At 25.8% G+C, this 16,164-nt stretch carries 5 protein-coding genes; 3 read left to right on the forward strand and 2 right to left on the reverse strand.

Going from position 1 to position 16,164, the window contains the following annotated elements:
• Positions 1-8 precede the first annotated feature (8 nt).
• Both SAM46_RS02095 and SAM46_RS02100 read right to left on the reverse strand, forming a co-directional pair.
• Positions 9-1,361, reverse strand: coding sequence for a glycine--tRNA ligase (locus SAM46_RS02095; RefSeq protein WP_078746878.1), 1,353 nt, complete (start codon positions 1,359-1,361; stop codon positions 9-11).
• A gap of 149 nt (positions 1,362-1,510) precedes the next feature.
• Positions 1,511-2,854 carry an MAG3090 family protein gene (locus SAM46_RS02100; protein ID WP_078746828.1) on the reverse strand — a complete coding sequence of 448 codons (1,344 nt, stop codon included), beginning with the start codon at positions 2,852-2,854 and terminating at the stop codon, positions 1,511-1,513.
• Positions 2,855-3,214: 360 nt separating this feature from the next.
• Between SAM46_RS02100 and SAM46_RS02105 the strand changes: the two genes are divergently transcribed.
• From SAM46_RS02105 to SAM46_RS02115, 3 genes are all read left to right on the forward strand, one after another.
• The gene (locus SAM46_RS02105; RefSeq protein WP_078746829.1) at positions 3,215-3,655 is read left to right on the forward strand and encodes a S1 domain-containing protein; all 441 of its coding nucleotides are present in this window, start codon (positions 3,215-3,217) and stop codon (positions 3,653-3,655) included.
• Between the two features lie 15 nt (positions 3,656-3,670).
• Positions 3,671-4,927: a hypothetical protein gene (locus SAM46_RS02110; RefSeq protein ID WP_078746830.1), complete on the forward strand. Its 1,257-nt coding sequence runs from the start codon at positions 3,671-3,673 to the stop codon at positions 4,925-4,927.
• 183 nt (positions 4,928-5,110) lie between these two features.
• Complete coding sequence (locus SAM46_RS02115; protein WP_078746831.1) at positions 5,111-16,114, forward strand: SGNH/GDSL hydrolase family protein; 11,004 nt, start codon at positions 5,111-5,113, stop codon at positions 16,112-16,114.
• Positions 16,115-16,164 lie beyond the last annotated feature (50 nt).

Genomic DNA, 16,164 nt, shown 5'->3' on the forward strand with positions numbered 1-16,164 from the left:
TTACTCCACTATTTATTGTTTTTTAAAAATTCTGCAAGTTTTGATATTTCTATTCTTACTTGTTCCATTGTGTCTCTATTTCTTAAAGTTACACAATTATCTTCTAAAGTGTCATAATCAACAGTTAAACATCAATATGTTCCGATAGCATCTTGACGACGATATCTTTTTCCGATTGAACCAGCTTCATCATAAGTGACTGAGATTCCTTGGTTAATTAAGTTATCAAAAATTTCTTTAGATGTTGTTGATAGCTTTTTAACAAGTGGTAAAACAGCTACTTTATATGGGGCTAAATCATATGTGAATTTTAAGACTACTCTTGAATCGTTTTCTGATAATCGTTCTTCAGCATATGCATCAGAAACTATAGCTAACATTAAACGATCAAGTCCCATACTTGGTTCAATTACATAAGGAACAATTTTGGTATTAGTTTCTGGTTCTAAATAATCCAATGATTCACCAGTTGCATTCATATGAGATTTTAAGTCATAGTCAGTACGATTAGCAACCCCTAATAATTCACCTCATCCAAATGGGAATTTAAATTCAATATCGCTTGTAGCATCTGAATAATGAGCTAATTCTTCTTTTTCATGTGCTCTGATTCGAATGCTTTCAGATTTAATACCTAATTTTTGAACAAAAGCATAAGCTTTATTTATGTAGTAATTAAATCATTCGTTAGCTTCTTCTGGTTTTGAGAAAAATTCTAATTCCATTTGTTCAAATTCTCTAGTTCTAAAAATGAAATTTCCTGGTGTTACTTCATTTCTAAAACTTTTTCCAACTTGTGCAATTCCAAATGGTAACTTTGTTCTCATAGTTCTTTGCACATTTTTGAAATTGATAAAAATCCCTTGAGCAGTTTCCGGTCTTAAATAAACTTTTGATTTAGCTCCTTCGATTACACCTTGTGATGTTTCAAACATTAAGTTGAATTTTTTAATTTCTGATCAATTAGTTTTTTCGCCATCATATTCAAAAATGTGATCTTTAACAAATTGTGCCATTTCTTCAAATGACATTTTTTCAGGAATAATGCTTTCATCAAATTCTTGAATTAATTTATCAGCTCTATATCTTTTTCCATTTATTTTATTTTCGATTAATGGATCTGAAAAGTTAGATACATGTCCTGAAGTCACTCAAACATTTGGATTCATTAAAATTTTAGAATCAATTAAGAAGTTATTTCCTTCCTTGATAACAAATTCTCTTTTTCAAGCATTCATAATGTTATCTTTGAGTAATGATCCAAGCGGTCCATAATCTCAGGTGTTAGATAATCCACCATAGATTTCACTTCCTTGAAATACAAATCCACTATTTTTTAAATGATTTACGATTGTTTGCATGGAGTCTTTATTATTTAGCATAATGGAATTTTACCACATTATTAAAAAATAATATTTTTTAATAGCATATATTTTCAAAAAGTAAAGTAAATTTTTAATTTTCTTTTAAATCGCGACAAAAAAAGCACAAAAGTGCTTAATTTTTAGTATTAGTGAGGAATTACATTGATTCCTAAAAGGATACATAATGTAATTAGAATTCCGAATGATAATGATAGTAAGAAGATGGCAAATCAGTTAGCTGTACTTTCAGTTCTTGCTGGTGCTTCAACTTCTTTTACTACTTCTACATGTTTTTCTTCTGCAGGATTTTGGAAGACCATAAAGTGTTGTCTTTGAGCATCATGTCCAATAAATACAGCATAGTGATATTTATCTTTTGGTACAAATCCAACATGTTTATCATTAAATAAAACATATGATGTTTTTTGTGATAATTTAATGTTTCCATTTAATGTACATACTGAGTATAATGCATTTTCTGCTGTATTAGCAATTTCAGGATTTCCAACAATGTTTTCATCAAATATTTGAACAGATTTTGTTAATGAATATGTAATAGATGCTAATAATTCTTTTAATTCTTCATTGTGTAAATCTTTTTCAACTGCTTTAATACATTCTAATACATTTGCAAAGTTTTCTTCAATATCTTTTAAATCTTCAACTGATGTTTCTGATTTTTCTAATTTTGAAGATGTAATGTGCATTTTTCTTGCATAAATAGCTAAAACTTTAATTTGTTCTTCTAATGGTAAGTCTCTTACATATGCATATTCTATAATTTTATCTTCTACAACTGTTACAACGGGTAAAACAACTTCTTCTTTTTCAAGAATAACTTCTTTAGTTACTTCTTTTTCTAATCTTTCTGATTTTTCTTTTAATTCTTCGATTTCTTTAAGTAATTGTTCTTTATCTGAGTTTGAATCTTGTAATTTCTTATAAAGTTCTTCTAATTCTCTTGCATAGTCATCAGAATGTTTTGATGATAGTAATAATGATAATTCTGCTAATTTTTTGTTAAGCTTTTCAATTTCTAGGTCTTTTGCTGATTTCTTTCTTTCAATTTTAAAATCATCGTCAACTGGGAAATATGTTTCAGGGTCTTTTAAAATTTTGAAATCTTGCATTTCTTTTAAGTATTTTTTAGCTTCTTTATCGTTTCTTAATCCTGTTTTTCCATCAATCGCAAGTTCTTCAGCTGTTGCATCGTAATCTAATTCACCGTCAAATTTATCAACGTTGAATTCATACATCATTACTTCTTTACCATCTTTATTTAATTCTTTTTCAGCAATAACTAATCCACCTCAGATTTTTTTATCTGTTTGGAATCAAGTTGCTGAATCATATTCTAATGATAAGAATCATGTCATAGCATCTCTACGAGATTTAAATAAAGCTAATGCACTATCTACTTTTGGGTGTTTTAACATTCATGGATAGTTTTTATCCTTATTAGGTCTATATAAACATTGTAAACGTTTCATTTTTCCTCTTTCTGATAAGTTAAATATTTATTGAATAACTATTTAATCAGTATATTAAGTGATTAATTATTTTATATATAAAAAATTATAACTATTTAACACGATTTAGTTAAAATTTTCATAATTTACTTTTAACTCTATATATAAGAGTTAAAAGTATTTAAAATGTGAAAAAAAATAAAAAAATAAGGCGATTTTTAACACAAAAATACTTTTAGCTCTATTACATAGCATTTTTTACTCGAATATTTGCACTATAAATATGTCTGGATTTATTTTGGTATATATATTATATTAATAGATATAATTAAATTATATATTTAATTTGATTGAAAGGTGCGAAGTGATTTCGCAAATAATATGGAAAATAAATTAACATACTATAATGGTCAAATCGTAACTGCAAAAGTTATTAGAACTGGATCAAAATTCACATTACTAGAAGATAAAGATAAAAATAAATTCATCATATATAAAAATGAAATAACTGATTTTAGAAATATACAAATAAATGATATTTTACAAATTCGAGATATAGTAAATTTTGTAGTAATTGGTTATGATCAAGATACAAAACAATATATAGGTTCATTTAAGAAAAATCACCCTAATTTTTTAAGAAGTGAAAGATATTATTCATTAGCTAGAAGTCCTAAAAACGAGCTTAAAGAAACAAAAAATGGTTTTAATAATCTAATTAAATTTACTTTAAGTTATATTTTACCTAATGAAGAAAATAATAATGATAATGGCGATTTAGATAACAATAGTGAAATAGAAAAACCTGAACAAAATAATTAATAAAGGAATTTTTTTATGTCCTTAATAACAATAAAAACAAAATATTATCAAGAAAAATCACAACTAGAGAATGAAAATAATATTTCAAACGAGATTATAAATAAAGTTAAATCATTAAATTTTAAAGGTTCATCATTTTTAGGATTTGATGATATTGCATTAAATTTTAAAATCAATGGTATTGAAAAAATAGTTGAATTTTGTAACAAATTATATCGTAGACAAACTAATACTCTTATAATTTGGACTCAAAAACAAAATCAATTAGCTATTGAATCTTGTTTACAGTTTATTTTTGGTAAAAGTGATTATCACAAGAAACAAAAAATTGAATTAGTTTTTATTAATGAACAATTACCTGAACAAAATGTTGTTAATATAATTAATTATTACTTAAATAAAAATAATCAAGATAACATTGCTTTGCTATTTTTAGATTCCTTAGGGCATGACGATAATCAACAGCAATCTATTAAAAACTTTATTTCGAAATTCAATTACCAATCTAGTGAATTCTTAATTAAAAAATCGGTGTATTTTATAGGCAGAAAAAATATTTTCGGAAATGTTGATAATATCTCAATCCCAAGAGAAAATGCTTTTTTCGTTTCAAATGATATTCATCCGAATTTTTCACTATTAAGCGAAATCGGATTGATATTATTAGCAACTCAAGGTATTAATATTGAAAAATTAATTAATGGATATACTGAAGCAAACAAAAATGTGCTGAATCCTGATATTTATTTTAATAATGCATTAAAATTAGCCTTATATTTAAATGAAAATGATATGCAAAATCAACTTGAAGGATTTAATAATATCAATATTGCTTATGACTTATTTTTACAAAAATATGTTGAATTTTATAGTTCAAATTTAAATCAAATTAGTTTAATTCAAAGTATTTTAAATACTTCGGCATTATTCCCGAATGATATCCCGGCTCAATCAGAAAATATTCTTTCGGGTAATAGAAATAAATTCGTTATTTTTTGAATTTTAAAACAGAGATATTTTGATTATCAATTATCTTCAAATATTGATAATGATGACTTAATCGATCAATTAAAAAACTATACTATGAATCAATTTAATGAGAAATCATATGATGTTTTTCAAAACTATTTAACAAGCTTTAATGATGATGTTAAATCAATTGAAATACAAATTGAAAACAATTCTGAAGAAGCTTTAGGTGAATTGATTTCATTAGCTTACTGAAGTAAAATATTTTATTGCATAATGAATGATCTAGATGCATTCAAATAATTAAAAATTATTAATTTTTAGTCGCATTACAAGAAAAAGTATTGCGACTTTTCTTTTAAATTGACTAAAAGCGCTAAAATATAGTTATTTTAAATATAGAAATGTTTCCATATAGCAAACAGAAATAAAGCTTATTTTATGGTACTATTTATTTATTAAATAAATAGATACATAGGAGATATTATGAAAAAAAATAAACTATTAGTATCAACTGGACTACTTGCTTTTATTGGAGCTAGCGCACTGCTAAGTGCTTCATGTAAAGCACCAGGTTCATCACCAGCTATTTCATCTAGCGATCCATTAAATCATCATTTAACTAAACCTGGTTCTATAAACCCAATTAAACCAAAAGAACCATCAAAAATATTACCAGGCGACAAACCAATTGAATTACCATTGCCAGTTCAAGGTGATGATGTAATTACATTAAGAGCAAAATCACCTAACTTTATTGCAAAGGACCAAAAAATTAAATATGTTGCTTTAGGCGATTCAATTACCGCTGGTTTTGATGGCGGATTATTACAAGATTACCCAGGTTCATTAAAAGATGGAAAAATTGAAGGAGCTTCATATCCTGCATTTTTATCTCAACTTCTTAATCAAGATGGACGTGTTGAAAGTTTCCAAAACTTTGCGGCTAGTGGTTCAAGAGCAATTGACTGAATTAAGATGTTTGATGCTCAATATCAAAATCCATTTAGTGATGAACCATCATGAGACAAACTTGACCATACTTTTGCTGGAAGATTAGGTTTTGGTAAATTTAAATCAGGTTATGCACAAGAAATAGCTCAACAAAGTAAGCAAGCTTTAGCTGATGCTAACTTAGTTACATTTTCTCTAGGTGCGAATGATTTCTTCTTCTTATTAATCAAACATGTTTCCCAAAATAAACCAATGGAAATTATTAATGAATTGAAGAAACCACATCCAGATTACTTAAAAATCTATAAATTTGTGCATGATGCTTTAGATCTTACTATTCCTGAACTAGCTAACCGTGTACAAGTTTTAGCTGAAAAAATTGCTGAATTAGCACCAAAAGCTAATATTAACATAGTTATGTATCCAATGCCTATGTCTGGTATTAAGAAAGCATTGGATGATTTCATCCGTAATCTAGTTAAAGCAGATTTACCAATTGATCCAGTTGTGTTATTACTTGAACAAATAAATCTCCCTTATAAACAAATTGCTAGTGCTTTTACTCAAAAGTATGGTAAAGATAATAGAATTAGTGTAGTTAACGCTTATAATCCAACTTATTGATCTGCACACTCAGCTGATTTATCAGATGTGTATTTTGATATCCACCCAAATACTTATGGATACAAAAAACTTGCAATGGATATGTATCTAAAATTAACAAATCCTTCTATTTTATTAAAAAACTATGATCCTAATTTTGATTTCACTCAAGACTTCCTCGAAACAGATGCTACTATTTTAAAATACCAAATTGAAGTAGATAAAACTCCTGCCGAAGTAATTGGTGCAAATACCAAACAATATCTTGATAATAATGATGCATTTTTAACTGAAATTAATAAAACTCGTTCACCATATAACTATGGAGAAAGAGTACTTAGAATGTCTCAAACATTTAAAAACATTTCTACTGAAGTTATTCAAGCAGTAACAAATACATCAATTTATAAAGAATTAGATCCAGAAGGTAAATTAACTAATGTTATCTTAGATCCTGAAAATGATGGAGCTAATGGATTTGGTTCTATTGTTCAAGAAATTATTAATGAAAAAATACTACAAAAAATTATTGGTGATTTCCAAGCTGAATTAACCGAAAAGAACAAAAAAGGCGAACTTGTTTTAACTGATATTCCTAAAATTCTTATTAAACATGTTATTAATGAAGAAAACTTATTCAAGCTAATTAATGCATTGGCTAAAAGTAAATTCATTAATCACAATAAAGAAAGATTATCAGATGGAATTACTACTGTAATTAATAATTTATTCAAGAAATTCCAAGATACCATTGCAAATGGCATTGTTTCTGCATTAAACACTAATTTAGAAAAATTTGGAATTAATCCTGGTGATGTTAAACTATTACTCATTGATATTATTAATTCATCAAACTTGAATAATATTTTAAATGCTTTAGTTACTACATTTATCAGACAATCCGAAAGATTCCAAACAGTAAGTAATTACCCTGAATTAGTAAAAGCTTTCATTTCAGATGATGAAATGATTGAAAAATTATCTAACTCATTATCAGATTTTGTTTGAACTACACTAAATAATCCAGCATTAAAATCAGCACTTAGAAAAATTGCTTGAGAACAAATTACTAAACATCATTTAGATCATAATTTAACTGAACAAGGTTCAGATAAATTAGTTGATTCAGTACTTGATAATGTAATTAATTTTAGAGGTGAAAAAACCGATAAGTTTATTTCAGACTTTATTAAATTCTTCTTCTTAAACATGAGAGAAACTGAATTTAATAAACTTGATATAGCTCTTGTAAATGCGCTAAACCAAGCATTTAATACTTTAGTTACTGATGGTGATGGTATTTCATTATCTCCATTAAAAGTTATTGATATTTTTGCAGATACTAAAATCATTTCAAATAATGTTGCTTTTATTAAGCAACTAGTACAAAACATTATTGATCAAGCTCCAAATCTTAATCTAGCTGATGTTATTGTTAAATTATTACCACCTAGTGTTTCTCAATATGTACCAGCTGATGGTGTTAAAATACTATTCAATATTCTTGTTTCAAATGAAAATTCTCGTGCTATCTTACGCGAAATTTTAAATGGTGTTATTGATAGTTTTGATACATTCCAAGGCTCAAAAGATTTCGGTGAATTATTCCAAAAATTACTCAAATCAATTAATCTAGATACTATTAAAACTAATGTAACTTCACTTGCAAATGATTTATTAACACAAGATACAATTAAAGATACTATTATTACTTTATTACGTAAAATACTGGAAAATCTAAAAGAACAAACCAGAATCACAGATAGTGAAATATCAAGTTTCTTGACCGATTTCAAAGCTGAAGCTTTCCCAATTATTAAACAGCTAAATACTTTAAATCCAATTATTGATAAATTATTTGAATTACTAGAAGCAATTAAAAACTCAACAAATCCTTTAGTTGATTTCAATAAATTACCTAGTGAATTAATTGAAGTTGCCAAAAAAGCTGTTTTCACAGATCCTTGATCTTTAATTAATAAGGTATTAGATTCTAATTTAATAACTCACAATAAAGAATTCGTTAAGAAATTAGCTAAATTCTTCATTATACAAGCTAACCAAGATAATGCTTTAATTAAACAAATTAAATCATTACTTATTAATGCTATTTCAGCAGCTAAATTAGATGATTTAATTGATAAAGATGAAGTTATTACAGTTTTAGGAAAAATTTTAGATAATCAACAAACAACTAAATTACTTCCTATAGCAATTGATTTCTTAGTTGATAATTTAGATATTGTAAAACTTGCACAAAATCCGAAAGAATTAGTGGCTAAATTACTTCAAAATAAAGCCTTTAAACAAATATTAAATCAAAACATTAAACCTATTTTAATTAATTTAACAAGTGATTTACAAATTAATAAAACATTAGCTAAAGTTATTAGAAAATTAGCTACAGATAATTGAATTAACATTGAAGATAACTATCTACCTGTATTTAATAAACTAGTTTCACACACATGAAATAATGTACTTTGAAACAAACAAGGTGCAATTAATGTTATTAATGCTGTAGTTGATTTTGTTGCTGATAATAACTATAATTTAGAAGAATTAATTGCTAAATTACCAAGTGTTGTTTTAAGTAACATAAATATTGATGCATTCTTATTAACTAAAGGTCTATTTACATTACCATTAGAAAAGAATGAATATAAGTTATATAAAGAATTTCTTGATTCATTATTAAATCAATTACAAACTTTAGCAAGAAATAAAGATACATTTGTATCCAGGTTGGTTGAGAAAATACCTGTTCCATCACAAATTGCAAAGTATCAAGTTACTGCACAAGAAATTCAAGTATTAGCCCTTAGAATCCTACAATCTGATTCATTAAACAAATTTGGTAAATCATTTACTCAATTTGTTATTGATAATCAAGACAAATTTAAACAAGCTCAAAACTGAAGCGATTTTGTTTTAATCCCATTATCTGATGTTGAATTTATTAAAACAATTAAACCAATTGCTGTTTCAGCTATAAATAAAGCTAAAAACCAAAGCGAATTTGGTGTGATTAAAAAGACTCTTGTTGCTTATGGAAATGAATACTTATTAAATAACGAATCTATATCATGATTATTTAAATCAAAATCATCTCCTGATGCAGCTAAGTTAAAAGAATTACTAAGTAGCTTATACGACTTAGTAATGCAATATGAAACTGAATTAAATATTATTGACACATTATTTGTTGGATTAGAGGAATTCGCTAAAGATGGTAATGCAACAACTTTTGAAGCTTTAGGTCAAAAGGTTATAGCTGAATTTAAGAAATTATTTGATAAACAACATTTAGAAACAAACATTATTAAATTACTTCACTTATTTGGAAAAACATTAATTTCTAAACACGGAAGTTATATTGAAGAAATTATTCAAAACCTATACAATAAACTTGCTACAGATGAAAAATTTGTAAAACAAATTTATGAAGTAATCCCATTAAAAACTAGAGATAATATAGCTAAATACATTACATATGAACAAATTAATGATTTTGTTAAATTCCTTTTAAACAATAAAGATTTCAAAGATGTATTTAATAAAGAATTAAAAATTGTTCTTTCAACTTTAAATGAATTTAAAGCAATCAATAGTTTCGAAGACTTATTAAAAGTTGTTATCAAGAAAATAGATTTTGATTCTATTCATCAACAAATCCAAAACTTTATTCAAGCGACTTTAAATGATGCTGCAATCAAACAGCACATTAAAGATGTTACTATTAACATTATTAAACGTCAATTTAGAGATATTTATGTAAATCAAAAAGCACAAGGTAGTGAATTAAATTACACAGAACAATTTGTTTCTGATGTGATTGATAACATTTTACCTTTGGGTAAAGATTTGGATTTATATAATCCAATTCTTTCATATATTTTTACGGCATTAAATAAGGCAAAAGAATCAGAAAATATTATTGAATTTGTTAAAACAATTCCAAATGAAATTCTAAATATTGTAAAAAGTAAATTTAATAATAATCCTAAAGAATTTATTATTAAAGTTTTAGATAGTCCAATTATTGTAAATAATAAAGAATACTTAAAAGTAGTTGCTAAAGCATTATTAAATAAATATATTGCTACTCCTGCAGTTAAGAATTTAATTTCTAATTTAATCGATTCTAAATCTAAAGAAATTGAAAAATATGCAAATACAGAGCATATTAAATCACTTATATTAGATATAGTACAAAATGCAAATACAGCTAATTTAATTTCTAAAGCAATTGATAGTGTATTAAGCATTCAAGACTTAAAATCACTAGTAAATAATCCATTAAATACAATATTTAATGTGTTAAAATCTTCAGAAATTCTAAATAGTAATAATGAAATTGTTGCTTTAATAAAACTAGCTTTACAACATAATGCAATCAGTGATTTATTACAAACTTATGTTAATAAATACTTAATTAATCAAGGATTTTTAACTGACGAAAATAAATTACCAATCGGATTTTTCGATGCAATAAGAAAAAGCTTAAACGACTTTATCTTTGATAATCCTAAATTCTTATCTCAAATTATTTCATTAGCTAAAGAATCAATTTTAGCCTCAAATAATTTTGCAGAATTTGCAAATAAATTCGCAGCTAAAATTCCATCATTATTTAACTTAAGTGATTACTCACTAGTTAAATTATTATTAAATTCAAATATTTGAAATTATAAAGAACAATTACTTGCTATAGTAGATAAGTTATTTGATAAGCACAATGGATTATATGATTCAATTCTTCCTAAGTTGCAAACTTTAATTCCTGTTGATAAGCTTGCTAATGCATTACAAATTCAAAATAAAGAGCAAGTAAGCAATGTTATTAACCAAATTATTTCTTCAAGTGATTTTAAAGCAATTGCTCATGAATCTCTAAAAGCTATTGTAAATAGTGTAAATAACGATAATAATGAATTATCATTAGCAAAAGCTGATAGCTACAATGATTTAGTAAAAGCATTAGTTAAAAATAATACATATGTTAGAACAATTAAACCCTATGTTATTAATCTTGTTAACATCGGAATTAAAGAATCAGGATTATTAGAAATTATTCAAAAAGTAATTTCTCAAGCTTTACAAAAAGAAGATTTAGCATTTATCTTTAATGGTATTTCTTCAGAAGAATTACAATCATTAATTAAAAATATCATCGGAATCTATGATGTAATTGATAAAAACTTTGGAGTTTCTGATCTAATATTTGAAACTTTAATTAGTCACATTAGAGTTAATGGAACTAACTTCACTAAATTAAATATCTTTGGTGTATTAAAATCGCTATTTACTGATAATGCAAATAATCCAGAATTTGAAGCAAAAGTTGCTAAAACGCTAGCTTCAATAGCAAGTTCAGAATTATTTACAACAAATAAACCACAAATATCTAAAATTCTTGATAATGTATTTGGAAACTTATCTAAATCAGAAGACTTATCTTCAGTACCTGAATGAGTACAAAGATATGGAACTAATGGTCCTAGAAAAGCAATTGAATTAGCTAATTCAATTATCAAGTTAATTCCACAAGGAACTAGAGATAAGATATTTAACAATGTAACACAAAGTAATTTTGAAAAAATTCTTGTTTTCATTTTAACTAATAATAATTTCCAAACAGCAGTTACTCAAGGAGTTAGAAATGTAGTTGAAAACATTAATCAATACTCTTCTGTAACTTCTTATGCTGATATTATTAAAACAACTGTTTCAATGGTTGATCTAGATACTTTAAAACAAAGTATTATTGGATTTAGTAATGATTTATTATCTAATTCAACATTAAAAGATCTCTTAGAAGATACTATTTATAGAGCTTTAAGAAATATTGGTGTAAATGTAGATTCATATTCAGAAGCTAAAAAAGCAGCTATTAAGGCTCTTTCACAAAATGCTAAAGCTATTGTTGATAATTTAGAATTATTAACACCTATTATCGAAATAATCTTTAATGGAATTAAAACTGCTTCAGCACAAGAAAACCAAGAACAATTATTAGCAAGTTTAAGCTTAATTCCACAACAAATTGCTAAATTGGTTGATACCAATGTTAAAGCAAATCCTAAGAAATTTATTTCAAGAATGCTTAACATTCAGTTTGTTAAGAATAATTACACCAGCTACATAGAAATTGTCCAAGATGTCTTCTATGCATTAAGAAACAGCGGACAACTTCAAGAATTAGTTTCTAATCTAATTAATTCACTTGGTAATAATGCAGTATTTAACTATATATCTAAAGACAACTTAGTTTCACTAATTAATTTAATTATTGGTAAAGTAAGTAAAAATGGTGATACAGTTTCAGTTGATAAACCATCTGATTTCGATACTTTATTAAATACATATCTAGATGAAATTAAGAAACCTGAATTCTTTAATCAATTACATGTTGAAAATATCTCAACATATCAACCTATTAAATTCATTTCAATTATTAATGATAATGAAGCCTTAAGAAATACATTTACCAAGAACATTAGTTCAATTATTGATAGAGTAATTAAGTCAAATGAATTTAGCGATGTAGTTACTGATGTAACAAATAATTTAGCTAAAATCTTTAGAATTGATTTAGGAGATGTTGATAGAACTAAATTAACTAAAGAATTAATGACAGATCTAGTTTCATATCTACACAATACTCATATACTAGAAAGCACAATTCAAAATATCTTATTATCTATTCTTGAAGTTTCACAATCTGAACATCAAGATAAAGGGTTTAGAGAAAAACTTCAATTAGCTCTTGAACTATTTGGTCAAGAAATGAAGAAATTAATTAACTTCAAGAAATATAAATATGTACAAGCAATATTCGAAAATGCACATAGTCTAGTTACAAATAAAACAGACTTAATTAAAGTTGTTGATGTGATATATGATGATATTTCACAACGTGATGAAGTTATTAATAAAATAATTACCGTTTCTGGTTTAGGAAATATTTTAGATAAATTTGATATTTCATACCAAGTAGCTAATTTAGAAAACAATCCACTTGATACTTCTGGTGAGGCTATTGAATTAATTAAAGAAATCTTAAATCTTCCAGATGCTAAAAACACTCTTCATATTGTTCTTCAACATGTTTTAGAACAAAATAATTGAGCTAAATATGAAGCTATAAAAGTAACTACAGATGATAATGATTCTGAATCTAGTGCAGCTGATAAAGAAGCTTATTCTAAATTAATTAAAGTATTAGTTTCAGATAACGAATTTAAACAAAGTTTAATTTCATCAATTAGAAAATGAATTTATCAAATTAATAAGAGTGATAATTTCGCTAAAGTTCTAGCAAAAATAGCTCATAAAGTAATTATTAATATTGATTTTGATAAAATGAAAGCTACTTTGCCCGGAATTCCTTTAGCTGATGGTGAATTAGCAACAAGTGCTCCAGATATTACGACATTCCCAATTAAAGATTTATTTAAAGGAATATCAAATCCAGAAGCTTTAATAACAACATTAATTAAAAACTTTAATGAAATTGATGCAGCTTTAGATTTAATACCTCAATTATTTGAAGGATTAATTGAAACAGTATCACAAAATGGTATAGATACAAATGGAAGTAAAATAGCTTCAAAATTACTTTCAGTACTTAAAGAAATTGCATTTAAACCTAATTTCCAAGCGAAATTAATTCAAGCAATGAAATCAAATATTAATTATGTTAATGAACATAAGTTAAATAATGATGTTAAAAGTTTCTTTACAAATCTAACTAAATTTGTTACTTCAAACATTTCCTTTGGAAGCTTAATTTGAAAAGCTGTACCTAAAGAAGCAAATTGAATGAAACAGCTTATTGAAAAACTTCAATTAAGTGAAAACGATCTTGTTGGACTTGGTGTTAACTTTATTTATTTAATTGATCAATTTGTAAATCACCCAAAAGTGCCTGAATTAATTAATAAATTATCTGAATGATATTTAGCTAACCCTAATGAAATAGATGGTGTTAATGACATTTACACAGGATTAAAGAAATTCTTAAATGTTTATGATAACTCACAATTTATTACTCAAAACATTACTGAATTAGCTAAATCAATCTTTAATGATAATAAATATGCAAGAACAATTGCTCACTTTATTGTAAATAAATCACTTAAATTCTTAGGTCTTGATTATAGCAATGATGCTGAAAGTAAAGCTAGATTAGATAAAATTGTTGATTTATTTGTTAATAATACTGGTACATTATTAGATGAAACAGAAACATTTAAATCTATTTTCACTTCAATAGTGGATACAATTAAGAAAACTAATAATTTAGATGAATTCTTATCGCAAGTAAGTGGAGCTATCTTTAAGGGATTAGGATTTACTGAATTTGCTACAGCTAAAAAATTCCTAAAAACTTCAATTATTAAAGATAATAAGAATGATATATTTACTATAGTAAGTGAATTGATTGATAAGATATTTAACACTGGAATTCAAGGTGAAAAAGGCAAAATCAAGGAATTAATCTACACCTTTAATGTTAGTTCTATATTAATGAAAGCTCTTGTTCCTGCTGAAAGATTAAATACAATTGATTCAAGCAAGAAACAATCAATTATTAATAATATTAATGCTATGTTAGTGGAAGCTATTGGACAGCCTTCATTAGCTAAATTATTAACAACATTATTAAAAGATATCTTTGATAGAATTGATGTTTATACAAATGATAATCACACATCATATTCTTCTATGTTAAATGAATTATTTAAATCTCCTTCAGAAAGAGATATTAAAGCAAGTATTAAGGAATGATTTACTTTAATATTAGCTAATACTGATAACATAATTTCAAACGGTGCGGCTGAAATCTTACAAAGTATGCTTATGAAATCAGGATTTAATTTCAATACAGGTGATGATTTAAAAATCATTCAAGAAATTATTGCTGGATTAATGAAAACTTTAGCTTCAACAACTGAATTAGAAGAGATTATTGATGGTATTTATAAAACAATTCAAGCTACTAACTTTGAGCAAAGTTCTAATACTTCAAAAGATTTAACAAATGCAATTATTAAAGGTATATTAAGTGTTATCACAACACCTGATGGTAGAGATATTTCTCTAATTAAGATTCTTAACAAAAATGTTTTCTTACAAAAATTATTAATCAATATTCAACCTGTAACTTATGTTAAATTTATCAATAGATTATTTGAATCTTCTTCATTAGAAAAAAATACCGGAATGTATGCTGCCTTAAAATCTATTTTAGATATTCCAATTCCAGGTCAAGAAAATAAACCTAATAATAATGCTTCTCAACCCGCAGTTGATGATGGAAAACAACTTCAAAATGAAATTAAATTAGGATTTAAATTTGATGTAAGTATTTTTGATGTTGTAGGTAAATTCAAAGGATTAATTAAAGAAATCTTTTACCCAATGTTTGTATATCAATTACAACAAGTTTCAGATGGTAAAATTGATCCAGATGGTAAAGAATACTACCGTTCAGAAGGATTTAAAGCTATGTTTAGAATGAGTGGTATGTTATTATCAATTATTAAACATAAAGTAAATAGTAATAGTTTATTCTGAGGATATAGTCCTGTTACAATCGAAAGAATGGTTAATGATGGAACTGGGGATGCTTACTTAGCAATGATGTCTAAATTTAATGCACAATATTCAAAACTAAATTACAACCAGAAAAAAGCAATAGGTTCAGATGGTGGTCGTGGATATAATAAAGAATATGTATTTGGTAATACAAGTAATGGTACAAGTGCAAGCAATTATTGAACTGATCAATTACTAGCATATATTTATTGAGGAAATGACACAAATATTGATCGTCACAATAAGCCTACAAAAATTCTAGATATATACTTTAAAGCATTAGAAAACGGATACTTAAAACCACATGGTTGAAATTTTAAGAACAAATAATAAAAATTCCTAGAGTCCTAGCTCTAGGTTTTATTATGCCCTGAGGCCTC

The organism is Mycoplasmopsis verecunda (assembly GCF_033546915.1).
GTDB lineage: Bacteria > Bacillota_I > Bacilli_A > Mycoplasmatales > Metamycoplasmataceae > Mycoplasmopsis > Mycoplasmopsis verecunda.